This is a genomic window from Paenarthrobacter sp. Y-19, from assembly GCF_029223985.1.
GTDB classification, from domain to species: Bacteria; Actinomycetota; Actinomycetes; order Actinomycetales; family Micrococcaceae; genus Arthrobacter; species Arthrobacter nicotinovorans.
In genome coordinates this window covers 1,191,711-1,217,215 of sequence record NZ_CP119414.1, presented here as the reverse complement: position 1 = coordinate 1,217,215, position 25,505 = coordinate 1,191,711, and the positions used below count along the sequence as shown (strand labels likewise).

General features: G+C 62.9%; 27 protein-coding genes and 1 tRNA gene. 11 read left to right on the top strand and 17 right to left on the bottom strand.

What is annotated here, in order from left to right; translation table 11 throughout:
* Positions 1–88: 88 nt before the first annotated feature.
* Genes PYR64_RS05590 through pdhA form a run of 3 tightly spaced genes read right to left on the bottom strand, consistent with a single transcriptional unit; the run spans position 89 to position 3,668 of the window.
* Positions 89–1,492 (bottom strand): 2-oxo acid dehydrogenase subunit E2, encoded by a 1,404-nt coding sequence (locus tag PYR64_RS05590; protein WP_275778816.1) that lies wholly within the window; start codon positions 1,490–1,492, stop codon positions 89–91.
* A complete protein-coding gene (locus tag PYR64_RS05585; protein WP_039240487.1) occupies positions 1,489–2,499 on the bottom strand; it encodes an alpha-ketoacid dehydrogenase subunit beta in 1,011 nt (336 codons plus the stop codon). Before PYR64_RS05585 ends, PYR64_RS05590 begins: the two co-directional genes overlap by 4 nt.
* Positions 2,499–3,668, bottom strand: coding sequence for a pyruvate dehydrogenase (acetyl-transferring) E1 component subunit alpha (gene pdhA, locus PYR64_RS05580; RefSeq protein WP_018777501.1), 1,170 nt, complete (start codon positions 3,666–3,668; stop codon positions 2,499–2,501). Before pdhA ends, PYR64_RS05585 begins: the two co-directional genes overlap by 1 nt.
* 195 nt (positions 3,669–3,863) lie before the next feature.
* Between pdhA and PYR64_RS05575 the strand changes: the two genes are divergently transcribed.
* The 5 genes from PYR64_RS05575 (at position 3,864) to PYR64_RS05555 (ending at position 7,476) form a co-directional block, all read left to right on the top strand.
* Positions 3,864–4,334, top strand: coding sequence for an Lrp/AsnC family transcriptional regulator (locus PYR64_RS05575; protein ID WP_018777500.1), 471 nt, complete (start codon positions 3,864–3,866; stop codon positions 4,332–4,334).
* A gap of 146 nt (positions 4,335–4,480) precedes the next feature.
* Entirely contained in the window at positions 4,481–5,203 is a 723-nt protein-coding gene (locus tag PYR64_RS05570; protein WP_275778814.1) for a hypothetical protein, read from the top strand.
* Positions 5,204–5,332: 129 nt separating this feature from the next.
* Entirely contained in the window at positions 5,333–5,740 is a 408-nt protein-coding gene (locus PYR64_RS05565) for a DUF4383 domain-containing protein (RefSeq protein ID WP_018777498.1), read from the top strand.
* A gap of 34 nt (positions 5,741–5,774) precedes the next feature.
* Entirely contained in the window at positions 5,775–6,380 is a 606-nt protein-coding gene (locus PYR64_RS05560) for a hypothetical protein (RefSeq protein ID WP_018777497.1), read from the top strand.
* Between the two features lie 76 nt (positions 6,381–6,456).
* Positions 6,457–7,476, top strand: a complete 1,020-nt coding sequence (locus PYR64_RS05555; protein WP_275778811.1) for a PHP domain-containing protein — start codon at positions 6,457–6,459, stop codon at positions 7,474–7,476.
* Positions 7,477–7,534: 58 nt separating this feature from the next.
* On the opposite strand, the gene PYR64_RS05550 is transcribed toward PYR64_RS05555, so the two are convergent.
* Positions 7,535–9,154 carry a sodium/solute symporter gene (locus PYR64_RS05550; RefSeq protein WP_018777495.1) on the bottom strand — a complete coding sequence of 540 codons (1,620 nt, stop codon included), beginning with the start codon at positions 9,152–9,154 and terminating at the stop codon, positions 7,535–7,537.
* Positions 9,151–9,531, bottom strand: a complete 381-nt coding sequence (locus PYR64_RS05545) for a DUF485 domain-containing protein (protein ID WP_039240481.1) — start codon at positions 9,529–9,531, stop codon at positions 9,151–9,153. Before PYR64_RS05545 ends, PYR64_RS05550 begins: the two co-directional genes overlap by 4 nt.
* 201 nt (positions 9,532–9,732) lie before the next feature.
* On the opposite strand from PYR64_RS05545, the gene PYR64_RS05540 reads away from it, so the two are divergent.
* Genes PYR64_RS05540 through PYR64_RS05520 form a run of 5 tightly spaced genes read left to right on the top strand, consistent with a single transcriptional unit; the run spans position 9,733 to position 14,253 of the window.
* Positions 9,733–10,923, top strand: a complete 1,191-nt coding sequence (locus tag PYR64_RS05540) for a histidine kinase (protein ID WP_275778808.1) — start codon at positions 9,733–9,735, stop codon at positions 10,921–10,923.
* Between the two features lie 21 nt (positions 10,924–10,944).
* On the top strand, positions 10,945–11,664 hold the full coding sequence (locus PYR64_RS05535) for a LytTR family DNA-binding domain-containing protein (RefSeq protein WP_039240480.1): 720 nt from the start codon (positions 10,945–10,947) through the stop codon (positions 11,662–11,664).
* The gene (locus PYR64_RS05530) at positions 11,661–12,023 is read left to right on the top strand and encodes a hypothetical protein (RefSeq protein WP_018777491.1); all 363 of its coding nucleotides are present in this window, start codon (positions 11,661–11,663) and stop codon (positions 12,021–12,023) included. The genes PYR64_RS05535 and PYR64_RS05530 overlap by 4 nt, the downstream gene beginning before the upstream one ends.
* Positions 12,020–13,486, top strand: a complete 1,467-nt coding sequence (locus tag PYR64_RS05525; RefSeq protein WP_275778805.1) for a cation acetate symporter — start codon at positions 12,020–12,022, stop codon at positions 13,484–13,486. The genes PYR64_RS05530 and PYR64_RS05525 overlap by 4 nt, the downstream gene beginning before the upstream one ends.
* 41 nt (positions 13,487–13,527) lie before the next feature.
* Positions 13,528–14,253 (top strand): hypothetical protein, encoded by a 726-nt coding sequence (locus PYR64_RS05520; protein WP_275778803.1) that lies wholly within the window; start codon positions 13,528–13,530, stop codon positions 14,251–14,253.
* Between the two features lie 3 nt (positions 14,254–14,256).
* Here the strand turns inward: PYR64_RS05520 and PYR64_RS05515 are convergent, their stop codons facing one another.
* The 6 genes from PYR64_RS05515 to rpsB all read right to left on the bottom strand — a co-directional run bounded on the left by PYR64_RS05515 (position 14,257) and on the right by rpsB (position 19,142).
* The gene (locus tag PYR64_RS05515; RefSeq protein ID WP_018777488.1) at positions 14,257–14,841 is read right to left on the bottom strand and encodes a DivIVA domain-containing protein; all 585 of its coding nucleotides are present in this window, start codon (positions 14,839–14,841) and stop codon (positions 14,257–14,259) included.
* A gap of 20 nt (positions 14,842–14,861) precedes the next feature.
* Entirely contained in the window at positions 14,862–15,797 is a 936-nt protein-coding gene (locus PYR64_RS05510) for a phosphatidate cytidylyltransferase (protein ID WP_079581017.1), read from the bottom strand.
* Positions 15,797–16,354, bottom strand: a complete 558-nt coding sequence (gene frr / locus PYR64_RS05505; RefSeq protein ID WP_018777486.1) for a ribosome recycling factor — start codon at positions 16,352–16,354, stop codon at positions 15,797–15,799. The genes PYR64_RS05510 and frr overlap by 1 nt, the downstream gene beginning before the upstream one ends.
* A 101-nt stretch (positions 16,355–16,455) precedes the next feature.
* On the bottom strand, positions 16,456–17,193 hold the full coding sequence (pyrH, locus tag PYR64_RS05500) for a UMP kinase (RefSeq protein WP_018777485.1): 738 nt from the start codon (positions 17,191–17,193) through the stop codon (positions 16,456–16,458).
* 121 nt (positions 17,194–17,314) lie between these two features.
* Positions 17,315–18,151, bottom strand: coding sequence for a translation elongation factor Ts (gene tsf / locus PYR64_RS05495; protein WP_018777484.1), 837 nt, complete (start codon positions 18,149–18,151; stop codon positions 17,315–17,317).
* 121 nt (positions 18,152–18,272) lie between these two features.
* Entirely contained in the window at positions 18,273–19,142 is an 870-nt protein-coding gene (rpsB, locus tag PYR64_RS05490) for a 30S ribosomal protein S2 (RefSeq protein WP_018777483.1), read from the bottom strand.
* 407 nt (positions 19,143–19,549) lie between these two features.
* On the opposite strand from rpsB, the gene PYR64_RS05485 reads away from it, so the two are divergent.
* Positions 19,550–20,056 (top strand): M23 family metallopeptidase, encoded by a 507-nt coding sequence (locus PYR64_RS05485; protein WP_275778799.1) that lies wholly within the window; start codon positions 19,550–19,552, stop codon positions 20,054–20,056.
* A gap of 26 nt (positions 20,057–20,082) precedes the next feature.
* On the opposite strand, the gene PYR64_RS05480 is transcribed toward PYR64_RS05485, so the two are convergent.
* The 6 genes from PYR64_RS05480 to PYR64_RS05455 form a co-directional block, all read right to left on the bottom strand.
* Entirely contained in the window at positions 20,083–21,273 is a 1,191-nt protein-coding gene (locus tag PYR64_RS05480) for an acyl-CoA dehydrogenase family protein (protein WP_018777481.1), read from the bottom strand.
* Positions 21,274–21,506: 233 nt separating this feature from the next.
* Positions 21,507–21,580, bottom strand: a tRNA-Ile gene (locus PYR64_RS05475).
* Positions 21,581–21,663: 83 nt separating this feature from the next.
* A complete protein-coding gene (locus PYR64_RS05470; RefSeq protein WP_055975117.1) occupies positions 21,664–22,860 on the bottom strand; it encodes a glycosyltransferase in 1,197 nt (398 codons plus the stop codon).
* Positions 22,861–22,967: 107 nt separating this feature from the next.
* On the bottom strand, positions 22,968–23,873 hold the full coding sequence (locus tag PYR64_RS05465; RefSeq protein ID WP_039240471.1) for a DMT family transporter: 906 nt from the start codon (positions 23,871–23,873) through the stop codon (positions 22,968–22,970).
* Positions 23,873–24,496, bottom strand: coding sequence for a CDP-alcohol phosphatidyltransferase family protein (locus PYR64_RS05460; protein ID WP_055975112.1), 624 nt, complete (start codon positions 24,494–24,496; stop codon positions 23,873–23,875). The genes PYR64_RS05465 and PYR64_RS05460 overlap by 1 nt, the downstream gene beginning before the upstream one ends.
* A gap of 44 nt (positions 24,497–24,540) precedes the next feature.
* Positions 24,541–25,389: a phage holin family protein gene (locus PYR64_RS05455; RefSeq protein ID WP_275778795.1), complete on the bottom strand. Its 849-nt coding sequence runs from the start codon at positions 25,387–25,389 to the stop codon at positions 24,541–24,543.
* Between the last annotated feature and the right edge of the window lie 116 nt (positions 25,390–25,505).

The following is a 25,505-nucleotide window of genomic DNA, read 5'->3' as shown; positions in this document are numbered from 1 at the left end:
TTGTGCCCCGACGCGCGACGGCCCATCCCCTGGCTGCAGTTTCCTGCATGCACTCGTAAGGGGATGGGCCGCCGCAGCTTGGGACGCATCAGATCATGGTCATGACCATGGCGGGGTCGGACAGGATGGCGCCCAGGTCCGCCAGGAACCGCGAGCCTTGTTCCCCGTCCACCAGACGGTGGTCGAAGGACAGGCTAAGGGACATGACCTGGCGCACTGCCAGTTCATCGTTCACCACCCATGGCGCCTTCCTGACAGCACCAAGGGCCACAATCGCGGCCTCGCCCGGATTGAGGATCGGCGTGCCCGCGTCGATCCCGAACACGCCGATGTTCGTGATCGAGATCGTGCCACCGGAGAGATCGGACGGAGACGTCTTGCCTGCCCGCGCCGTGTCGGTGAGCTGGGTCAACGCAGTGGAGAGCTCGCGCAGCGACAGTTGGTCAGCGTCCTTGATGTTCGGGACGGTCAGGCCCCGCGGCGTCGCGGCCGCGATACCCAGGTTCACATAGTTGAACTGGACAATCTCCTGGTTCGCCTCATCCCAGCGGGAGTTCAGCGAGGGATTGTTCCGCAGAGCCACCAGGACCGCCTTGGCTGCGATGGTCAGCGGCGTCAGTTTGAAGCCTTCGAAGGTCCTGTTGCCCTTGAGCCTGGCCAGCAATTCCATGGTCGCGGTGACATCCACTGTCAGGAATTCCGTGACATGCGGTGCCGTAAAGGCGCTCTGCACCATGGCGGCGGCGGTGAACTTCCGGACTCCCTTGATGGGCGTGCGGGTTTCCCGCTCGCCCTGCCCTGCAGCAACCGGCGCCACGGCAAGCTCATCCGCTGTGCCGGAAAAGTTCTGGACATCCTCGCGGGTGATAAGTCCGCCCGGGCCGGTTCCTGGCACCAGTTCCAGGTCGATCCCGAGGTCGCGGGCCAACTTGCGCACCGGAGGCGTGGACCTCGGACGCTCCCCCGAGACCTCCGCCTGCGGCTCCGCGACCGGTTCCGGGATCGCCGGAACTTCCGCCTGCACCGTAGCCTGCACTGCTGCGGGCGCCTGAACGCGGGCACGTCGCGTTGGACGTCCGGAGTGTTCGACGACGGCACCGTAACCCACCAGGTTCGGCTCACGTTTCGCGGGGGTCCCCACCGCTTCAACACCGCTGGCGGCAGGCGCACCATGCGCAGAGGCCCCGACGGCGGACCCCGCACCAGCGGGCGGCGAGCCAGCCCCGTTGGAGGACCCGGCGTCGTCCACTTCGAAAGAGACGATCGGCTTCCCGACCTCCACGACCGTTCCGGGCTGCTCGTGAAGCGCGGCCACCGTTCCTGCAAACGGTGACGGCAACTCCACCACGGCTTTGGCGGTTTCGACCTCGGCGATGACCTGGTTCAACGTGACAGTGTCGCCCACTGCCACCTTCCAACTCAGGATTTCCGATTCCGTCAGCCCCTCACCCAAATCCGGGAGCCTGAATTCCTTGATCATGGTGGCGGTCATCCTTCCAGTCCACTCAGGGAGTTGGGGCGGCCGAGGGCGCGATCCACGCCGTCGAGGATCCTGTCCAGATCCGGCAAGTGGTGCATTTCGAGCTTGGAGTAGGGATACGGCACGTCAAAGCCGGTAATCCGGACTGGCGCGGACTCCAGGTAGTTGAAGCAGCGTTCCGTAATGCTCGCCGCGATCTCGGCGCCAACGCCACCGGATTGTCCTGCTTCGTGGGTGATCACGAGTCGTCCCGTCTTGCGGACGGAGGCTTCCACTACCGGGTAATCCACTGGGGCCAATGACCGGAGATCGATCACTTCAACCGATATGCCTTCGTCAGCGGCAGCCAAGGCGGCATCCTTCGCTGTTTTGACCAGCGGACCGTACGCAATGAGGGTGACGTCGGAGCCGGCGTTGACGACAGCAGCCTTATCCAGGGGCAACGCCGTGGCGAGGTCGAGCGACTCATCCACATCACCCTTGTCGTGGTAGCGCCTCTTGGGCTCAAAGTAGAGGACGGGGTCGTCCGATGCTATGGCCTGCTGGATCATCGTGTAGGCATCCTGGGGGTTGGAAACGGCCACGACGCGCAAACCCGAAGTGTGGGTGAAGTAGGCTTCCGGCGATTCGGAATGGTGTTCCGGCGATCCGATCCCGCCGCCAAAAGGCACCCGGATAGTGATGGGCATCTTGACGCGGCCCTGGGTGCGGTAATGCATCTTGGCTACCTGGCTGACGATCTGGTCGAACGCAGGGTAGATGAAACCGTCGAACTGGATCTCGCACACCGGGCGGTAACCGCGGTAGGCCAACCCCACTGCGGTGCCTATAATCCCGGACTCGGCCAGGGGAGAATCAATAACACGGTGCTTTCCAAAGTCTTTCTGCAGCCCGTCGGTGACACGGAAAACGCCACCAAGGGAGCCAATGTCCTCACCCATGAGGACCACTTTGGGATCATTTTCGAGCGATTTCCGGAGGCCGGCGTTGATTGCCCGGGCAAAAGTGAGCTTGGACATCAGAGTGCACCTTCCTCGACGGGCTGGTTGAAACTGTTCAGGTAGCGGGAGTAGTGGTCCTTCTGGCGCTCGATCCAGGAATTCGGAGTGCTGTAGACGTGGTTGAACACGTCCAATGGCTGCGGGTCGGGCATGCCAATGCAGCTCGAACGGAGATCGGCCGCAACGGCGTCGGCCTTGGCTTTGACGCGGGCTTCCACATCCTCCGTGAGCAGGCCCTTGGCCTCCAGGAGCTTCCGGAGCCTAAGAATCGGGTCCTTGGCAGCCCAATCCTCCAGCTCAATCGGATCACGGTAGCGGGTGGGGTCATCAGCGGTAGTGTGCGGACCCATTCGGTAGGTGACGGCTTCAATGAAGGTTGGTCCCCCACCCTTGCGCGCCCGGTCAAGCGCCACACGAGTGGCCGCCATGACAGCCAGGACATCGTTGCCGTCCACGCGCATGCTGGGAATACCAAAGCCGGTGGGCCTGTCGGCCAACTGAACGTGCGACTGGATGCGCACGGGCTCCGAAATTGCCCAGTGGTTGTTCTGGCAGAAGAACACCACAGGAGCTTGGTAGCTGGCTGCGAACACCATGGCCTCGTTGACATCGCCTTCGCTCGTGGCGCCGTCGCCGAAGTACGCGAGGACTGCCGTGTTGGCCCCGTCCAGCTGCACACCCATGGCGTAGCCCGTAGCGTGCAGGCTCTGGGAACCAATGATGATCTGGGGAGTCGCCAGGTTGATGCGCTGCGGGTCCCAACCGTACGAAGCGTTACCACGCCACACTCGCGCGATCTCGGAAAGATGGGCACCCCGGACGTAGGCCACTCCGCTTTCCCGGTAGCTCGGGAAGACGAAGTCGTCGTCGCGCAGTGAACGGCTTGAACCGATCTGTGCCGCTTCCTGGCCAAGGAGCGGCGGCCACAAGGCCAGTTCACCCTGGCGTTGGAGTGCCGTGGCTTCTGCGTCGATACGGCGGATGACGGTCATGTCCTCGTAGAGCGAGCACAGTTGTTCGTCGCCGACATCCTTAACCCATAGATCAAACTCGGGATGGCTGATGCGCTCGCCGTCCGGAGACACCAACTGGAGCAAATCGCCGCCAGTCCGCAAGGAGATATGTGCACTTTGTTCCGGGCCCGGAGCATCATGTCGCACTCCCTTGCCCGCCTGATCCGTCAACACAGGTGATCGCAACCTTCCGGCTCGTTTTCGTCGGCGCTCGCAGGACTTGTGATCCTGCCGCACGCCGGCCCTCCGGCACCTTCGCCGGAGTTAATTGTGACCCTACTCACAGAACGCATCGGGTACAACTACCCGGGATGAAGTTGAGCATTATGCACTATTCGGAGTATCTGAGGCGTGCTAATCTTGCGCATTATGCAACCCTTGGATGGCACCGACACCCGCCTTCTTTCCGCCATGGCGAAGGATCCCCGTGGCACTGTGGTTGCCCTTGCGCAGAAGCTCGGCCTCTCCCGCAACACGGTGCAGGCCCGCATGGCGCAGCTCGAAAAGAAACACGCCTTTCTGTCGTTCGAACGACGGATCAATCCTGTGGCCCTCGGCTACCCCCTGACGGCCTTCATCACCGTCCACGTGCAGCAGCAGAAGCTCGCTTCCCTGGCGCGGGACCTGGCCGACATCCCGGAAATCCTCGAAGGCTTCGGCCTCACCGGCTCCGCTGACCTGTTGTTGCGTGTCGTTGCGCTGGATGCGGAAGATCTCTACCGCATCAATGGAAAGATCCTCGGTTGCGACGGAGTGGACAGGACGGACACCGCGCTGGCCATGCGTGAGATGATCCCGTACCGCGTGCAGCCGCTCCTGGGACGTCGTTCCGGGGCTTGAACCGCCACTTCACCTGCGGTGTTCCGTCGCGCCTCTTGCCCGCGGAAGCGGAAATGCGCTTTGATTCAAGAGGACGCACCGGGGGCCGCCCAGAGGTTCCCGGCCAGGTGGTGGCGCTGCCGAAGGCTGCCGAAAGGGGCACTACCGTGAGCAACCCGCAAGAACCCAGCCAGAACCAGCCCGGGTACAACCCGCCACCGGTTCCCCCGGGGCCCGGTTACCCGCCGCAGACCGGAGCGTCGCCGCAGTGGCAACAGCCGCCGTCGTCCGATCCCCAAAGCGGGAACCCGCAATACGCGGCTCCCGGCCAACAGAACCCCTATCCCCAGGGACAAACCCCACCAGGGCAGTATCAACCAGGCCAATATCAGCCAGGCCAGTACCCACCGGGCCAATACCCGCCCGGGCATTACCAACCAGGCCAGTACGGCCAGCAACCTCCCAAGAAGAACCGAAAAGTTCTGTGGATCGTCCTCGGCATCGTGGCGGGCGTCATCGTGCTGGCGGTAGTCGGCGTCCTTATCCTGGTCAACGTGGTGGGCAATGCCACCTCCAAGGCCCGGTCGCTGGCGGACGAATTCACCAACCTTGTGGTCTCCGGCCAGACCGAGCAGGCCTACGACAACTACCTCAGCCAGCCCCTCAAGGACGAACTGGACAAGCAGTCCTTCGTGGACGGCATCGCCAGCCTGGAACTGGACAGCTCGTGCAAGCCGAACTACAACTCCGTAAGCGTTGACTCAAACAACGGGAACAACAAGGCCAACCTCGCAGGCAAACTGCAATGTGACGGCAAGACGATCGACCTCCAGTACGTTTTCGAGGGCACCAACGACCTCAAAATGAGCAGCATCCGCCTCCGCCCCTAGCCGGCAAGAAATAAATCCGCCCATCCACCCATCCACGCAAACGCATGATCCGAATCACTGCTTGAGAGTCCCGACCGGGACTCAGCAGGTCGGCCGGGAATCCCGGCCATCACCGGAAGGCTCGGACCAATGCGTACTTCGCCCAATCGCTTGATCGCCACCATCTTCGGAGCCGTCTACCTCTTGGTAGGCGTGCTCGGATTCTTCGTCACCTCGGGAATCGGCTTCTTCGCCACCGAGGGCGCCAATTTGATCATCTTCGCCGTGAACCCGCTTCACAACATCATCCACTTGGCCATTGGCGCAGCCCTCCTCATCGCCGGCATGAACAGCGTCACGCTGTCCAAGTCCATCAACACCGCAGTCGGCGGCGTCTACCTGCTGGTCGGCATCGTGGGCCTCTTCCTGGTGGGCAGCTCACTGAACATCATCGCCCTGAACGGCGCGGACAACGTCCTGCACCTCGCCAGCGCCGTGGTACTGCTGGGCGTTGCATTGTCCCAGGACAAGGCCACCGTAGCTTCCGCCCGCGCCTGATCATCGACTCCAAAGGACGAGGACGGTAACAGCCATGCACCGCGTGAACCACCCCACCCTGAGGGCAGCTGTAGTGCTGTACGTATACTTCGCTGCGATGGCAGCCGGGATGGTTGAACTGTCCCTGGCCGCCGGGTACCTCGCTGGAACTGGATCCGCCGCCCTGGGCATGGTTGTTGCCGGCGGTGCAGCCCTCGCGGCGGGCCTGGCCTTCATGGCCTGGTCGCTGTGGGGCCTGCACCGCAATTCCCTCGTCCTGGCCCGTTTCGCGCTCCCGGCCCTCGCCACGGCAGCGGTCGCGCACGTAGCGGCCATGGCTGCAGGGATCACCTCCCAGCGCTCCCTTGACGTCAGCCACTTTGCCGCCTTCGGCCTGACCCTCATGGCACTTGCCGGGGCAGGCTGGCTCAGGCGGCAGCACAAGACCAACGACGGCGGCGCCCACGGCCAGCCAAGGACCGGGCGGCTTCTGGCAGCCGCGTTCGGAGCCGCCGTCGTTGTTGCCTCAGTAGCAACACCCGGACTGGCCGCGTCGATGGCCGGCCAGTACGCCGTTCCACACGGGGAACACGGCCAGGCACCCGTCGGAGAAAACGGCCAGGGCTCCAATCCCGCCCTGGATCCGGGCCACCACCACTAGGTGGCGGTCACGGACCGGCGCACCATCAAACCGTGCCCACTGTTGATGCTGCGCCTGGTTCGTGGATCATGGAGCCATGGATCCCATTGAGGCGCTCGACGAAATTTCTTTCTGGCTGGAACGCAGCCAAGCACCAACCTTCAAGGTCCAGGCTTTCCGGAAGGCGGCCGACGCCGCACGGAAACTCTCAACAGATGAATTGGCCCGGCTCGTCGCCAGCGGCAGGATCACCAGCCTCAAAGGCGTAGGCAGCCGCAGCGCCGAAGTCATCACCCAGGCACTGGAGGACCGCGTCCCCGACTACCTGGCCGACCTCCGCGGGAAGGGCACCGAAGCCCTTGCCTCCGGCGGAGACACACTCAGGGCCGCGTTGCGCGGCGACCTGCACAGTCACAGCAATTGGTCCGACGGCGGCTCGCCCATCGAAGCCATGGTGGCCGCGGCCCGCACGCTCGGACGCGAATACCTGGCCCTGACCGACCACTCCCCCAACCTCACCATCGCCAACGGCCTCAGCGTCGAACGGCTCGAAAAGCAGCTGGACGTGGTGGAAGGGATCAATTCTTACCAGGACGACTTCCGCTTGCTCAAGGGCATCGAGGTGGACATCCTGGAGGACGGCACACTGGACCAGACCCCTGCAATGCTGGACAAGCTCGACGTCGTGGTCGCCAGTGTCCACTCCAAGCTCCGAGCCGACAAGAAGACCATGACCGAACGGATGCTTGGCGGTATCAGCGACCCCCACACCAACGTTTTGGGTCATTGCACCGGTCGGCTGGTCCAGGGATCACGCGGGACCCGGCCCCAATCGGAATTCGACGCCCCCAAGGTTTTCAAGGAATGCGCCGAGTGGGGCGTCGCCGTCGAAATCAACTCGCGGCCCGAGCGCCAGGACCCACCGGATGACCTCGTCAAGATGGCCCTCGACGCCGGCTGCTTGTTCAGCATCGACAGCGATGCCCATGCTCCCGGCCAGCTCGACTTCCTGCAGTATGGTGCCGAGCGCGCGGAAGCCCTGGGGGTGCCGATGGAACGCATCGTGACCACCTGGCCGCTGGCCCAATTGAAAGAGTGGCTCAGCCTGAAGAAATGACGCACGCAAAAGGCTCCCCCGGAAAACGCTGTTTCCAGGGGAGCCTTTTGTTCCGGTCTTAGTGGTTCACCGCCTTTTCGGCGCCGATGCCGGTCAGCGAACGTACTTCCATTTCAGCTTGCTTGGCCGGGTCCTCGCGCCGCTTGTCCAGGACAGTTCCGAGCCAGCCCAGGAAGAAGGCCAACGGGATGGACACGATGCCCGGGTTGCTCAGCGGGAAAATGGCGAAGTTGGCGCCGGGGATCATGGACGTCTTGGCGCCGGAGACCACGGGCGAGAAAGTGATCAGCAGGATGGCTGCGGCGAGGCCGCCATACATGCTCCAGACTGCGCCCTGGGTGGTGAACTTCTTCCAGAAGAGGGAGTACACGATGGTGGGCAGGTTTGCTGATGCCGCAACAGCGAAGGCGAGCGCCACCAGGAAGGCCACGTTCTGGCCGTTGGCGAAGATGCCTCCCAGGATGGCGAGGACGCCGATCACCACCACTGTACGCCGGGCGACCTTGACTTCCGTGGTGGCGTCCGCCTTGCCCTTGGAGATGACGTTTGCGTAGATGTCGTGGGCGAAGGATGCTGCCGCGGTAATGGTCAGTCCGGCCACCACCGCAAGGATGGTTGCGAAGGCCACGGCCGAGATGAATCCAAGCAGCAGCGGGCCACCCAGGTGGAACGCCAGGAGCGGGGCGGCCGAGTTCACGCCGCCGGGTGCGGACTTGATGGTTTCTGCACCCACCAGGGCTGCTGCGCCGTAGCCCAGCACCAAAGTGAACAAGTAGAACAGGCCGATCAGCCAGATGGCCCACACCACTGATTTGCGGGCTTCCTTGGCCGTCGGGACGGTGTAGAAGCGCATCAGGACGTGCGGCAGGGCGGCTGTTCCAAGGACCAATGCCAGGCCCAGGGACATGAAGTCGAGCTTGGACGTTTCGGTCTTGCCGTACTGCAGGCCCGGGTTGAGGATGTTCGGGTTGTTGGCCGCTTCCGCTGCCGATCCCAGCAGGTTGGAGAGGTTGAAACCGTAGATCGCGAGGACCATGGCCGTCATGACGGCGGCACCGGCGATGAGCAGGATGGCTTTGATGATCTGCACCCAGGTGGTGCCCTTCATGCCGCCGATAAGCACGTACATGATCATCAAGGCCCCGACGACGATAATCACCAGGGCTTGTCCGCCCCAGTCACTGATACCCAGCAGGAGCGAGATCAGGCTGCCCGCACCGGCCATCTGGGCGAGGAGGTAGAAGAAGCAGACGGCGAGGGTGGACAGTGCCGCCGCGATGCGCACGGGGCGTTGCCTCAACCGGAAGGACAGGACATCGGCCATGGTGAACTTGCCGGTGTTCCGGAGCAGTTCGGCCACCAGCAGCAGGGCCACCAGCCAGGCGACGAGGAAGCCGATGGAGTAGAGGAAACCGTCATAGCCGTTGATGGCGATGGCGCCCGTGATGCCAAGGAACGAGGCCGCAGAAAGGTAGTCCCCGGCGATGGCGGTACCGTTCTGGGAGCCGGTGAAGGAACGTCCGGCTGCGTAGTAGTCGGCAGCTGTCTTGTTGTTGCGGCTTGCCCTGAAGACAATCACCATGGTGACGGCGACGAAAAGGGCGAAAATGCCCATGTTCAGGAGCGTGGTGTCTTTTAGGGCAGCGACCTCTACTGCCGGGACCATGGTGGCGTTCATTTGGCTCCTCCGTGGATGACGTTGCCGTCCTTATCGAATTGGTGCCCCTCGATCTCATTGCGGATTTCGGCCGCGATGGGGTCCAGCTTCCTGTTGGAGTAGCTCACGTACCAGGCCGTGATGCCGAAAGTGGTGACGAACTGGAGCAGGCCAAGAATCAGGCCGACGTTGATGTTGCCCCAGACTTTGGTGGACATGAAGGCGACGGCATAGTCGGCCAAAAGAACGTACGCGAAATACCACAGCAGGAAGATCACTGCCATGGGAAAGACAAAGCTGCGGTGCCGCTTGCGCAGCGTCTTGAACCGTTCCGTCTGCTGGACTTCCTGGAAGTCCACGGACGCCGTTGCGTCCTGGGGTCGGGCCTCATTACCCATGGTTCCTCCTGGTTGTGATGAGTCCACGTCAGCGCGCGCGGCTGATGTGACTGCAATCACTATCGAATGCGCTCCGGCTTCCCATCCATAGATACGCCGGTCGGCGTCGCCCAGCGGCTGTACCGCTGCGCCAAACGGTGGGTTGCAGCAGGCCACAGGCGATATCGGGGTTCGGGGAACACATCGGACTACGCTGGCCTTATGCCCGATTCCCCGCTCTTCACCGCAGCCGCCATCGCCGTGATCCTGCTGGCGGTCGCCGTCGTCGTGGGCGTTGGCCTGAAGGTGATCCGCTCCTTCCGGGACCTCGGCACGGACGCCGAACGCGCGACGTACAACACGCTGCACGCAGCATCGCGGGCGGGCCAGCATCTGCGCGCGGGCCTCCAGCCTGCGGGAGCTGCCAAAGCCAGCAGGCAGCTGCGCGTCCTGCTGGGCTGCGACGCCTTCGCCATGACGGACACCGCCTCTGTACTTGCGTGGGATGGGGCGGCGGAGGAACTCCGGCCAGCACTGATGGGGCTCGCAGCCGAAGTCCTTGCGACCGGGCGGACTGCCGTGGTTCCCCACGCAGGCCATTCCACGGACAAAGCCGGGCCTGATTTCAGTGCTGTCATCGCCCCGATCAGGGCAGGATCCAGGGTTGTCGGTTCGGTTGCGGCGTTGGCTCCCGCCGCCGGAGCAGGTCTGGTGCGGGCGACCAGTGAGGTTGCTGACTGGATTGCGGCACAACTGGAGCTGGCGGAGCTGGAGGCCTCAAGGACCCTGCTGATGGAAGCGGAAGTGCGGGCCCTGCGCGCGCAGATCAGCCCGCACTTCATCTACAACTCGTTGAACGCCATTGCGTCCTTTATCAACACGGACCCGGCCAGGGCCAGGGAACTCGTCGTGGAATTCGCCGACTTCACCAGGTACTCCTTCCGCAGGCACGGCGACTTCACCACGGTGGCGGAGGAGCTGCGGTGCATCGACCGTTACCTCCTGCTGGAGCGGGCACGCTTCGGTGAGCGCGTCCAAGTCAGCCTGCGGATCGCACCCGAAGTGCTGAGCACCGTCATTCCGTTCCTCAGCCTCCAACCGTTGGTGGAAAACGCGGTCAGGCACGGTTTGGAAGCGAAGGAAGGTCCGGGGCACATCACCATCTGCGCCAATGATTCAGGGGCGTTCGCCGAAGTCACCATCGAAGACGACGGCGTGGGCATGGATCCGGAGCACCTGCGGTCAGTCCTCGCCGGACATACGGATGGCGACCATGTGGGGCTCCGCAATGTCGATGCCCGGCTGCGACAGGTCTACGGAGATGAGCACGGCCTGGTGATCGATACGGCCCCCGGCGAAGGCACCCTGATCACGCTGCGGGTCCCGAAGTCGCAACCCGGCCACGACGCCTGAGGCGGCGGTTAGTCTTTAATCATGATCAACGTGCTCGTCGCCGATGACGAACTGCCCGCGGTGGAAGAACTTGCCTTCCTCCTCGGACGGGATGCGCGGATTGGCGCCATCCATCGCGCGTCCTCCGGGACCGAGGCGCTCCGCAAGCTGGAAACTGAATCCGTCGATGCCGTCTTCCTGGACATCCATATGCCCGCCCTGTCAGGCCTGGACATTGCCCGCGCCATTTCCCGCAGCAGCAGCCCGCCCGCCGTCGTCTTCGTCACCGCCGACGAAGACTGCGCACTGGAGGCCTTCGACCTCGCCGCCGTCGACTATCTGCTCAAGCCGCTCCGGGCGGAACGGCTTGCCCGTTCGGTGGACCGGATCAGTGAACTCATCAAGGACGGTACTCCTGCCCCGGAAATGATTACCGTTGACCTTGGCAGCACCACCCGGATGATCCGCCGTGACGATGTCACGTACGTCCAAGCACAAGGCGACTACGCAAGGCTGCACACCGCCGAGGCCAGCTACCTCATCCGGGTTTCCCTCACCGACCTTGAGCAGAAATGGGCGGACGCCGGGTTCATCAGGATTCACCGCTCCTACCTGATCGCGCTGCAGCACGTGCAACACCTCAAGCTTTCCACTACCGGACCGAGCGTCGCTGTCTCGGGTGCTGAGCTGCCCATCAGCAGGCGGCACCTGCCCTCGGTCAGGGACAAGCTGCAGTCCACCCGCATCCGGCCACAGGCATGACCCGGGTCCGCGTTACCGCTCCACGCCAGTCGGCCGCGCCGGCCACCGGCCGGGTGCCGTACCCACATGAGGCCGCAGAGGACTCGGACGCCGGCCGGATCTTTGTCCGTTCCCTCATCCGCTCCCAGCTTCGCCTGGCGTTGGTGGTGGCGTGCGGATTCCTGATCATCCTCGCTGTACTCGCAACGATCCTGGTCTACGGTCCCGGCGTAGCGGAGACGCGCGTTGTGGGAATCCGCTTGGACTGGCTGGCGCTTGGGGTGGGCATCTATCCGGTGATCGGCCTGAGCGCCTGGCTTTACAACCGGGCAGCAGCACGCAACGAGGCCCGCTACCGGGACCTGGTGGAGGACAAGTGAACCCAGCCGTTGGCTTGTTCGCGTTCCTCGCCGTTTCCCTCGCCACGGCGGTCATCGGCTTTTACGGGTTGCGCGTCTCCCGGACCACCAGCGACTTCTACGTGGCCTCACGCACCGTCCCTCCATGGTGGAACGCCTCCGCGATTGGCGGCGAGTATCTTTCTGCCGCGAGTTTCCTAGGGGTAGCGGGGCTGATCCTGCTCTCCGGCACCGACGCTCTCTGGTTCCCCGTTGGCTACACGGCCGGTTACCTGATGCTCCTGCTCTTCGTGGCAGCACCGCTGCGCCGCTCCGGCGCGTACACCATCCCCGATTTCACCGAGGCCCGCCTGGACTCCCCCTTGGTCCGCCGCGTCACGAGCCTGGTGGTGGTGGCCGTGGGCTGGCTCTACATCGTTCCGCAACTGCACGGCGCCGCGCTCACCATCCGGATAACCACCGGCCTGCCGTCGTGGGTAGGCTCGACGGCGGTGGTGGCGGTTGTGTGCCTCACGGTGGTGGCAGGTGGCATGAGGTCCATCACGTTTGTCCAGGCTTTCCAGTACTGGCTAAAACTGACTGCCCTTGCCGTGCCCGTGGTCTTCATCCTGTTGGTGCTGGTTGGCAACGGAACACCACCGCAGGCGCCCTTGCCGGTCAATCCCACCGGCCAGGCCGCTGCGGGTGCCTACCAACACATCTCGCTGCTGGTGGCCTTGCTGTTCGGAACCCTTGGCCTGCCGCATGTGCTGGTGCGGTTCTACACCAACCCGGACGGCCAATCTGCGCGCCGGACCACGCTGATCGTCCTGGGCCTACTCTCCGTGTTCTACCTCTTCCCCACTCTCTCCGGCGCCTTGGGACGGATGTTCGCCCCCGAGCTCGCACACTCCGGACAAGCGGACGCCCTGATCCTCCTCCTCCCGGGCAAGCTGATCGGCGGGGTGCCAGGTGACCTGTTGTCAGCGCTCGTGGTGGCAGGCGCCTTCGCTGCCTTCCTGTCCACAACATCCGGCCTGGTGGTGTCGCTGTCCGGTGTCATTAGCCAGGACCTGTTCGGGGGAAGTGTGAGAGGGTTCCGCCTCGCGGCGGTGATGGCCGCCGTCGTGCCTTTGGGTTTTGCTTTCATGACGGACACCCTGGCCCTGGCCGGCAGCGTCGGCCTGGTCTTCGCGTTCACCGCTTCCACCATCTGTCCTGTCCTGCTGTTGGGCATTTGGTGGCGCGGCCTGACGGACTTTGGTGCGATCGCAGGGATGGTCACAGGCGCAGTGCTGTGTGGGGGTGCCATGGTGGCGGGCACCCTGACTGGGACAGGGAACGCTCCCGCTTGGCTGGCCCAGCCCGCGGCGTGGAGTGTGCCTTCAGCCTTCGCCGTCACGGTAATCGTGTCCAACGTGACGCGGAACCGCGTTCCCGCCTCAGTCAACCGGGTGATGTCACGGCTGCATGTACCGGAGCGGCCGGTAGCTACCGAGCGCTGAAAGCTGTTGTCCGCGCAACGGCCCGGGAGGACAATGTCGCCATGTCCGAGGAACCACAATCCGGCGGCCGGGAACCAACACCTGCCGGCCATGGGCAAGCAACGGCCGGTCCGCCGGAGCTGTCGCCAAGCGTCCGCGCGCAACTGCTGGCCACTGAGCATTGGAGCTTGCTCGCTTCACGGAGCACCACGCAGGGGGAAGTCCTCACCCGGATCAGCATGTTCCTGACGTTCACCTCGGCCAGCCTGCTCAGCGTGGCACTGGTGGGCCAGGCAACCCAATTCTCCGGCGCCTTCCGGGCCTTTGCCCTGACCGTTCTGGGCATTGACCTGGTGGTGGGCCTGTTGACGCATATCCGCGTCATGAGCGTCGGCATGGAGGACCTCATGTACGTCATTGCCATGAACCGGCTCCGTGCCGCCTACGTGGATCTGGACCCTGGAATGGCTCCGTACTTGATGGCCGGGTACCACGACGACGAAGAAGGCTCGAAGCACACCTACTACTTCCTGGGCGGCAGGAAGGACTTCAGCCAGGTGGCAGGCAGCAGCATGGTTTTCATGGGCTTCGCCAACTCTGCCCTGATCGCCCTGCTGCTCGGATCAGCCCTGCTGGCAGCCGGCCTGCCCGTTGTGCTTGCCGTGGCCATCGCAGTTGTTGTGGCTTTGGCGTTCTTCGCCACATCCTTGGTACGGGGCAGGCGCCACTACATGGACGTATGGAAGAACAATCCGCCGCTCTCCCCCACGCCTCACCAGCCCGGGTAGGCGTCAGTCAATGGCCGCCATCAGCTCCACGACTCGGGCGAGGAAGGCATCAACCTGCGCTTCTTCGTAGCCCTCATCGCCCTTGGCTGCACGGAACACGGCGCGTCGAACGGTGTCTACGCTCAAGGGCTGATCGTTTTCCAGGTAGCCGATCAACTCAACGCACAGGGCATCGACATCCTGGACGTTGTAACTGCGCGTCCGCTTGCGTGCCGGGCGGCGGAAACGCTCACCGTCGGGCCTGTGCAGCCTGCCGCGAAGTATCCCGGAAAGCTTCCCGATCTGGCGCAACCAGGCTTCCTCGCCTTGTTGGCTGATCAGTTCGTCCCGCTCACGGCGTGCGAACGCGTCCTCAAGGCGGTCCAGGGCGGCGTCCACGCTGTGGGCGTCGTAGCCACCCTTGACGGGGTCGAAAGCCACCTCACGGACATCCACGCTGGCAACCTGGTCAGCGGCGCCAACAGGGTTCTCAAACGACGTCCGTGCGCGCTGGAGAAACTCGTCTACCTGCTTGGCGTTATAACCATATTTGCTGCGTTCCACGCGGTCGAACGTCGCGGGGATCTGGCGTCGAATATCCAAGGCCACTATTTTTCCTTCATCGGTTGTCAGACGCCGCTCAGCAGCGCGAACAAAACATAGGCCACAGGGGCCGCGAACACGATCGAGTCCAGACGGTCCATCACACCACCATGGCCCGGCAAGATACTGCTCATGTCCTTGACGCCGAGTTCCCTCTTGACCATGGACTCGGCAAGGTCGCCAGCGGTTGCCGCGGCAACCATTCCAACGGCCAGGACAAGGCCGACCCACCAAGGCCGGTCCAGCAGGAAGATGCAGGCCAGGACACCGATCACCATGGCACCACCCACAGATCCCGCGAACCCCTCCCAGGACTTCTTGGGACTGATCTTCGGAGCCATCGGGTGCTTGCCGAACGAAGCTCCCACGATGTAGCCGAAAGTGTCATTCGATACCACCAGCAGCAGCATGGAGGCGATCTGCCATGCCCCGTCCGGGATTCCATGCGGCCAGAAGCCCACGGGGGTGGCTCCGCCAGTGGCGTGAAGCGGCAGCGCAGCGAAACTGATCAGGAACGGTATCCACGCCAAAGTGAAGACACCCGCGAAGACGCTGCGCGGCGCCCCGGCTGCGCTTTCGATGGAGCGCCAGAGCAGTACGGCCACCGAGCTGGCTGTCATGGTGAAGAGCAGGCCTTCGAGACCACCAAAGTAGGCCGAAACCGGCATCACCAGGCTGCCGACCATCACTGGAACGATCGGCATCCTGGTGCCTTGGGCTTCGAGGGCACGGAAAACTTCCCAAACACCAAGGACCGCGAAGGCCGTGGTGAGCAGGACGAACCCCAACGGGAGGAACAGCAGCCCGCCCAGGACGGCCAGCAGCATGGCAAGGCCGACGCCGATGGCCGCGGGCAGGTTGCGGCCTGCCTTGGGTGTGGGGTTCGCCCGCACACGCCGTGCGCGCTTGGGGGTATCGCGTGTCGGGACCCGTTCAGCGGGCGCCGGCTCAGCCTGGCTCATCAGACCTCGAGCAGCTCGGCTTCCTTGCGCTTGAGCAGCTCGTCGATGCTGTCGACGTGCTGCTTGGTCAGGGCATCGAGCTCCTTCTCAGCGCGCGAGCCCTCGTCTTCACCGGCTTCGCCGTCCTTGACGAGCTTGTCCAGGGTGTCCTTTGCCTTGCGGCGGATGCTTCGGATGGAGACCTTGGCGTCCTCACCCTTGCCCTTGACGATCTTCACGTATTCCTTGCGGCGCTCTTTGGTGAGCTCCGGGATGGTGACGCGGATGACGTTGCCGTCGTTGGACGGGTTGGCCCCGACTTCGGAGTCACTTAGGGCCTTTTCGATGTCGCGCAGCGCGGTCTTGTCATAAGGCGTGATCAGGATGGTACGGGCATCGGGCACACCGAAGGACGCCAGCTGCTGGAGCGGGGTGGGTGTGCCGTAGTACTCAACGATGACCTTGTTGTAGAGACCGGGGTTGGCCCGGCCCGTACGGATCGTGGCGAAATCGTCCTTGGCTACTTCCACGGCTTTGTCCATCTTCTCGCCGGCTTCGAGTAAGGTCTCTTCGATCACGGGTTTCTCCTCAGAAATAGTTGCTGCCCAGCTGCAGGCGGCAATGCACAGTAAAGATCCGCCACCAGGGGCGGACGGTCCTAGAAATATCCTAGCCCTTGCTAGGGAGTTACCAGGGTTCCCAGCGTTTCGCCGAGGATCGCCCGGGTGACATTGCCTTCGCCCTCCATGCCGAAGACCACCATGGAGAGGTTGTTGTCCTTGCACATGGTCATGGCGGTCTGGTCCATGACGCGGATGTCGCGGCGCAGGGCGTCGTCGTAGCTGAGGACATCGAGCTTCTCGGCGGTGGGGTCCTTCTTCGGGTCGGCCGTGTAAACGCCGTCCACGCCGCTCTTGGCCATCAGGACAACATCTGCGTGCACTTCCAGCGCACGCTGCGCAGCCACCGTGTCGGTGGAGAAATACGGCAAGCCGGCGCCTGCACCGAAAATGACTACCCGGCCTTTTTCCATGTGGCGGATGGCGCGGCGTGGAATGTAGGCCTCGGCCACCTGGCCCATCGTGATGGCGCTCTGGACACGGGTCTCCACTCCGGCCTGCTCCAGGAAGTCCTGCAGCGCGAGGCAGTTCATGACGGTGCCCAGCATGCCCATGTAGTCGGCGCGGGAGCGATCCATGCCGCTTTGGGACAGTTCAGCGCCCCGGAAGAAGTTGCCGCCGCCAACAACGATTGCAACTTCCACATCCGCAACACCTGCTGCGATCTGCTTGGCAATGGCCCTGACGGTCTCGGGATCGACGCCGAGCTTGCCTCCGCCGATGACTTCGCCGGAAAGTTTCAGAAGTACACGTCGGCGGGTCTTCTCGGGCTGGATTGCAGTGTTGACGGTTTCCATGGTGCCTTCCCGTTGGTGGACTCTGGCTAGATTATCGTGCTGGGGGTCCGCGCAGGTACTACCCGGACGCGTGCATGAAAAAGGGGCGGCCACCGAAGTGACCACCCCTTTTCATGAATTACTAGTTTCCGACGCGGAAACGGGTTACTGCGGTTGCCTTGACGCCGGCTTCTTCGAGGACCTGTGCAACAGTCTTCTTGGAATCCTTGGCGAATGCCTGGTCAACCAGAACTTCACCCTTGTAGAAGCCCGTAACGCGGCCTTCTACGATCTTCGGGAGAGCAGCTTCAGGCTTGCCTTCAGCCTTCGCGGTCTCTTCGGCGATACGGCGCTCGGACTCGACCAGTTCGGCCGGGACGTCTTCGCGGGTCAGGTAGTTCGGTGCCATTGCTGCAACGTGGACAGCGATGTCGTGTGCGGCGGTGGCAGCGGCTTCGCCTTCACCGTCAACAGCGAACAGGACGCCGACCTGGGCCGGGAGGTCCTTGGACGTCTTGTGCAGGTAGGCGTCAACCGTGGTGCCCTCAACGCGGGAGATGCGACGGACAACAACCTTTTCGCCGAGGACAGCGCCCTCTTCGACGACGACCTCGGACAACGGCTTGCCGTCGACTTCGGTTGCCAGCAGGGTTTCGAGGTCGGCTGCGCCGGACTCGACTGCAACGTTGAGGACCTTGTCGGCCAGCTGGATGAACTTGTCAGCCTTGGCAACGAAGTCGGTCTCGCAGTTGACTTCGATCATTACGCCAACGCCGCCGTTGACCTTGGCAGCAACCAGGCCCTCAGCCGTGGAACGGCCTTCGCGCTTGGTGGCACCCTTGAGGCCCTTGATGCGGATGATCTCGATGGCCTTCTCAGCGTCACCGTTGGCCTCGTCAAGAGCCTTCTTGACGTCCATCATGCCGGCGCCGGTGCGCTCGCGCAGGGCCTTGATGTCAGCAGCAGTGTAGTTCGCCATGTGAACCCCTCTGTCTAGAAATTTGTGTGTTTACGGACTGACAGGACGGCAGCCCACCGTGTGAGCCGCCATCCTGTCAGTTGCCCCCGACGCTGTCTCCAGCATCAGGGAAGGTCCAGATTTACTTGGCTTCGGCTTCGCCGGTTGCAGCTTCAGTTGCTTCCGGAGCTTCTGCTGCGGGAGCTTCTGCGGCCGGAGCCTCAGCTGCTGCTGCTTCTTCAGCCTTGCTGCCTTCGAGGAGCTCGCGCTCCCACTCGGCCAGCGGCTCTTCCGGAGCTTCGGTGGTACCGGTTGCGCGCTGGTTGCGGGCGATGAGGCCCTCAGCTACGGCGTCGGCAACAACGCGGGTGAGCAGGTTGACGGAGCGGATGGCGTCGTCGTTGCCCGGGATCGGGAAGTCGACTTCATCGGGATCGCAGTTGGTGTCCAGGATGGCAACAACCGGGATGTTCAGCTTCTTGGCTTCGTCAACAGCAAGGTGTTCCTTCTTGGTGTCAACAACCCACAGAACCGAGGGAGCCTTGGTCAGGTTGCGGATACCGCCGAGGTTGGACTCGAGCTTGGTGAGTTCACGCTTGAGGAGCAGGAGCTCCTTCTTGGTGTAAGCGGAGCCGGCGACGTCGTCGAAGTTGATCTCTTCGAGTTCCTTCATGCGCTGGATACGCTTGGCGACGGTCTGGAAGTTGGTGAGCATACCGCCCAACCAACGCTGGTTGACGTACGGCTGGCCAACACGGGTAGCCTGCTCGGCAATTGCTTCCTGAGCCTGCTTCTTGGTGCCGACGAACAGGACGGTGCCGCCGTGGGCGACAGTAGCCTTGACGAACTCGTAGGCGCGGTCGATGTAGGACAGCGACTGCTGAAGGTCGATGATGTAGATGCCGTTGCGTTCCGTGAAGATGAAGCGCTTCATCTTCGGGTTCCAACGACGGGTCTGGTGTCCAAAGTGGACGCCGCTGTCAAGCAGCTGGCGCATGGTTACGACGGGCATGCCGACGCTCCTTCCGGCAGGTCATTCATGAGAGAGCCCATGGGGCTGCTCTTACCCTGCCAATAGTTGACGGTTGTTTAGCCTCTGCCCGGACGGGCGCGGCTCCTGGCATCCATTGCGCTTCTCATCCGGCATGGAACCAAAGGCTCCTCCGGACCGCAAGAGGCACAATCCTCCGCAGCATGAAACCATGGGCTTCGCTGGAGGAGGGCTGGATACGCGTAGTCAGCCTGGCACCCCCACACATCTGAATGAGACATGTTCCTGAACAAGCTTGAGGGCACAGCAAACTGCTCCACCAAGTGTACTACAGCCATACCGCCCAACGGACCGCCCATCACCGGCAGTTGTCCACATACCGGCTCCCCGCGGTAGCCCCGGGATCACGCAAAGGGAAGGCTGGATCCATGTCCTTCCTGAAGCTGGCAGCCACCTTGATCCTTACCCTCAACATCACTCTCAGCATCCCGTCCGGGGCGGACGGCGCCCCGGACGCTCCCCAGGGAAGATGGAGCTGGCCGCTGTCCCCCAAGCCGTCCGTCCTGCGGACGTTTGATCCTCCGGACAAGCCGTGGCTGAGCGGACACCGCGGCGTGGATTTAGGCCCAAGGCCCGACGGCGGACAGGTCACCGCGCCGTCCGATGGCGTGGTGGCCTTCGCCGGCGTCGTGGTTGACCGCCCGGTCCTCACCATCGATCACGGCGACGGACTCAGGAGCAGTTTCGAACCCGTGGCCAGCAGCCTTAAGCAGGGCGACCACGTGGCCAAAGGGCAAACGGTCGGCACCCTGCAGCCGGGACACTGCGGAAGCGCCACGTGCCTGCATTGGGGTGTTCGGCGCGGCGAGGAGTACCTCAATCCACTGGGCTTTGTGTCCGACCTGCGCCCATCAGTGTTGCTGCCGCTGGAGTGAGCCCCGCCGCGCCGTCCGCGGAGGTTCTAGACGATGGCAGAAACGCCCGTGATGGCCCGACCGGTCACCAGAGTGTTGATTTCGTGGGTGCCCTCGTAGGAGTAGATCGCCTCGGCATCGGAGAAGATCTTGGCCATGCCGTAGTCCGTCACGATGCCATTGCCGCCGAGGATACTGCGCCCCAGGGCGACACTTTCGCGCATGCGTGCAGTGGTGAAAGCCTTGGCCAGGGCGGACTGTTCGTCTTTGGCAACGCCCGCGTCCTCAAGCTGTGCAAGCCTGACCATCATGCCCATTGAGGCGACTGTGTTGCCCAGGATCTGCACCAACTGGTTCTGGACCAGCTGGAAGGCTGCCAACGGGCGCCCGAACTGCTGGCGCTCCACGGCGTAGCTGCGGGCAACGTCAAAGGCGGCCATCTGAAGTCCGACGGCCTGCCACGCCACAGCCAGGCGCGTGACCTTCAGGACCTTGTTGGTATCCCGGAAGCTGTTGCCGTTGGCCAGCTTGAAGAAGTCCGGCACCACCACGTTATCCAGGGTGATGTCCGCGTTCTGGACCGTGCGGAGGGAAATCTTGTTCTCGATCTTGCTGGCGGAATAGCCCGGCAGGGTGGTGTCCACCAGGAATGCTTTCACCTGGTTGTCGGCCACGTCCTTGGCATAGATGACCACCCAGTCCGAGAAGGTGGCATTGCCGATCCAGCGCTTTGCACCGTTGAGAATCCACGTGTCGCCTTCACGTCGTGCCGTCGTGCGGGTTCCGCCTGCAACATCGGAACCACCCAGCGGCTCGGTCAGCCCGAAAGCGCCGATCTTCTTCAGGGAGTAGATGTCCGGCAGCCACGCATCCTTTTGCTCCTGGGAGGCGAGGGCTTCAATGGAGCCCGTGAAGAGGCCGTCATGGACGCCCATGAACGTGGCAATGGAAGCATCCGCTCGGGTCACTTCGGCATGGAGCATGCCGGCAAAGAGATTGGAGTATCCCTGGCGCCGAACCGGGCTTACGAGGTCCAGCTCGCCAAGCTTGGGAATGAGGTCCATGGGGAATTCGCCGCGGTTCCAGCAGTCCACTGCGATCGGAGTGACCTCGCGGGCAAGGAACTCCCGCACTTCGGCCAGACGGTCCTGCTCCTTGCCTGTCAGCAACTGCTCGAAGGCATAGAAGTCACCATCGGCGTAAGGAAGAGTGGTGGCGTCGAATGCGGTGTTGGACATGTTCGCTCCTTCAAGGGTGGTCACCTGCGACCACGTCAAGGTCCCGGAAGGACTGCGCTGTGACCCGGGAGTCGGCAGGGCAGCCAAGTTACCGGCGGGTAATAAGTTACTGATCAGTAACTTACCGCATGACGCCACCTCCTGCAACGATGCATGGTGCTGCTTGCCCAGGGCCGGCAACACAAAAAAAGATCCCCCTTGCCGACTTTGAGTCGGCAAGGGGGATTTTCCGGTAGGGCTACTCGGACTTGAACCGAGGACCTTAGGATTATGAGTCCCGCGCTCTAACCAGCTGAGCTATAGCCCCGTGATGCCCGAACAGCCGCCGTCCAGCAGCCGTTCCGGGCAAAGCACTCTAGCAATACTAATAGCTAACGGGGAGTGCTTTGGTCACACCACCATGTCCTCATAGGACGCGCCCCGGTAAAGGTCCTCGAAGGTCTGCAGGGTGCCATTAAGGCTGTGCGGCTCCACCATTTCGCGGCTCACCTTGCCCATGGCTTCCAGCTCGTCCTCGGGAAGCTGAACCAGTTTGGTGATTTTCGCGGCGAGTTCAGAGCTGTCGTTGGGTGTGAAGAGGTAGCCGTTTTCTCCGTCGCGGACCAGGTGCGGCAGCGCCATGGCATTGGCAAGCAGGACAGGGGTGGAAGCGGACATGGCTTCCAGCGTCACCAGGGACTGCAGTTCGGCCGTGCCGGGCATGCAGAAGATGTCGGCCTTGATGTAGGCCTCACGCAGGTCCTCGTCGCTCGCGAGCCCGAGGAATTTGACCCGGTCTCCCAGGCCAAGCCGGGCCACTTGGGCTTCCAAGGCCGGACGGACTTCTCCGCCGCCCACGATTTCAAGGTTGACGTTCAACTCCCGGGGAGTCTTGGCCACGGCGTCGATCAGCACATCGATGTGCTTCTCCTCCGCGAGGCGCCCAACGAAAAGCACGGTGGGATGGCTGTGCGGTTCAATGACTTCACCGGGGTGAAGCTCATACGCCGAAGAATCGATGCCGTTGGACAACGGCAGGACTTTGCGCAGGAAGGCGTGCTGGTGCATCGCCTTGGCGGCCAGAGGCGTAGGGGTGGTGACAACGTCAGCCTGTCCCATGACCTTGCCCATGTCCTTCCAGGAAATGCGGCCCACGATGTCCTTGAACCACTGCGGGAACGGCAGGAACGGGTTCAGGTTCTCCGGCATGAAGTGGTTGGTGGCAATGATCCTGATGCCACGCTTGACGGCCTCATAAAGGACGTGTTCGCCAATCATGTAGTGGCTTTGGATGTGCACGACATCGGGCTGCACCTTGTCGAACAGGAGGCTGATTTCCTTCTTGATTTCCCATGGGAAGCAGATGCGGAAGTACTCATGGGTGAAAACGCCATGGGAGCGCAGCCGGTGCACGGTGGCCTCGTCGCGGAATTCCGTGTAGCTCTTGCCCGAATCCGGACGGCAGGCCAACACGTGAACGTTGTGTCCGCGTGCCGTCATCCCCTTGGCCAGGCGGTAGCCGAACTGGGCAGCACCGTTGACATGCGGCGGGTAGGTGTCCGCGGCAATCAGGATGGTGAGGGGCTTGTTGGTGTCGGGAATGGTCACGTGGAGAACTCCTGATGGTCACGGTGCGGACAGCACTGCTTGTGGCAATGCTGCGGTGTCGCCGGGTTGCCGCCCGCAAAAGCGGTGGCGCAAGGTAAAGATCTGCCCTAGGCCTTCCGGCTGGCAGCCGCCTTCGCGTCCTTTTTGCGCTTGGTGACTTCCGGATGGTGCCTGCTTAGGGCAATAACCCCCACGATAGCAAGCGTAGCGGCCGCTGCCATGGCGATCGCCATCACGGCGTGGACATCGGGACGAAGCTCACCAAGGATGACGATGCCGATCGCAATGCCCACCATCGGGTCAATCACAGTCAATCCCGCGATCACGAGGTCCGGCGGTCCACCAGAGTACGCACTCTGGACAAACCATGAACCCAGGCCACCTGCAGCAACGATGGCTATCAGCGTGTACCACTGGACGTTGAGCAGGAAGAGTCCGTTGGGATCGAGCAAGTGCTTGCCGATAATCCGGGTCAGTACGGCCACGAAACCGAACAGGACGCCTGCGCCCAGGATGTAAATGAAGGCGCTCATCCGGTGTTTGAACAGGACGGCCAGGGTGCCGAAAATACCGACGGCCAGGGCAAGGAGCAGCACGATCGTCAGCTCATCGTCACCGCTGACGTGGTGATTTTCCTGTGTGACGAACACGGCCAGCAATACAAACAGCGCGGAACCGGTGACACAGGCGCTGATCGCCACAACTGTTGCCCGGTTGATGCTCAGTCCTTGGTCTTTGGCATTGACCACCGTGGTGATGACCAGCGCAATGGCGCCGATCGGTTGCACCACCGTCAAGGGCGCAGACACCAATGCAATGGCATTCATCACCATGCCCAAGGCAAGGAACAGCAGGCCCAGCATCCAGCGCGGATTCCGCAGGAGCCGCAGGAAGCCATTGGAGCTCAGCGCCAGGCCACCCGTATCGGCTTTCACCGCGCTCCCCTGCCGCTGGGCGCCGATGGCGAGGAAGAAGGCTCCAAGTACCGCCAGGCAAACCGCCAGCCAGACCATCAGCCGAGTCCGCCGTCGTCGGTTTTCAATTCTTTTCCTTTTCGCAGGATGGCCCAGAAGTAGTTGTATGCCGCAATCCAGTGGCCCACCAGGCCCAGGCCCAGGAACGTCCACGCCGCCACGAAATACACGTCAGTCAAGGGTATGGGCAGTTTGGACAGGACGAGCAATGGCGTGCCCACCAGCAGAAGGGCGGTGCGGATTTTCCCGACGATGCTCACGGGAAGATCCGGGTGGCTCCGGAAATAGATCAACGATGCGATCGCCAGGATCGCGTCAGGGACCAGAAGCGCTGCCAGATACCACCACTGCACGACGCCGGCAATCGCCAAAGTGAAAGCCACTGCCAGGAGGGCGGCCCGGTCGGCCATCGGATCCAGGATCCTGCCCAATTTGGAGGTCTGGTCGAACCGCCTGGCGATGTAGCCGTCCACCCAGTCCGTGCTGCCCATGACGACGAGCACCAGCACCGCGAACCCGTACTCCTGTTCGGAGAGCACGAGCCAGACAAAGAGAGGCACGCCCATGAAACGCAGGACGGTGAGGATATTGGGGACAGTGAAGATGAGGTCATGGTCGACCTGCGGACGATCCGGGTGCGAACCAGCACCGATCAGCCTCATGTGTCCCCCTTCCTCGTGTTCAGTATCCGGCGCTCAGAAACCTGCTATTTCTTCAGCAGCTTCCTCAGCGCAACCACGAAGACCACCGCGGCGGTGGCGAAAGCTGCAAGGTCTTTCCAGTGCGCGGCCATCCGCTCGCTGACGCTTTGGGGAACTGAATCGCCGAGGTCGGCAAACTTCGCGGCAGCGAATTCCTTGCCCTCCTGGAACCTGACGTTGGCGCTCTCGAGCAAGGCCTGGCCCTGCTTTTTGACGTCCAGCTGTTCACCCAGCTCATCGCGGACACCCGTCAGGTGTTCGCGGCGCCTCTTCAGGCGGGAGCGAAGCTCGGCTTCCGTGGGCGCCTTGACGGCATCGGCTTCCTTGGCAGCTTCCTTTGCTGCCTTTTCGGCCTTGGCCTTCTCAGCTGCGGCTTCCTTTTCGGCTTTGGCGGACTTGGCGGCAGGCGAGTTCGGGTCGAGGATCGACTCGTCGAACGCTGAGCCTTCCTTGGCGATCCCGAGGTCATGCTTGATGCCCCGGATGGTGTCCTCGGGGACCAACGGCATGGCCTTCTTGAACTTGGCGATGCCGATCAGCGATGCGATGGCGACAACCACAAGGAAAAACGCTGAAACGAGCAGAGCCGCGAGCCAGCCGGGCATGATGGTGGCCAGGCCCAGAATGGCTGCCACCACCAGTGCAATGACCAGCAGCGCCATGAAGACGAGGGCAACACCGAAAAAGGCGCCGGCCACGCCAAGCTGTGTGGCCTTGCGTTTGAGTTCCACCTTGGCAAGGGCGATCTCATCATTGATTTGCCGTGGGGCCAAGCGTGCAACGAGCTTGAGGGTCTTCGGCAAAGTACGAATGGCTGGTCCTTGACTGGTCCGGCCGGTGTGACGTCCACTCATGGGTTCCGCCTAACTGCTTCCTCTTGGCATCGTGTCGGGCGAACGCAACGGAAAACTCCGCCGCGGACACCTGTCCTCAAAGCTATCATTCAGGTTCCTGCTGAACTTTCGGGGCC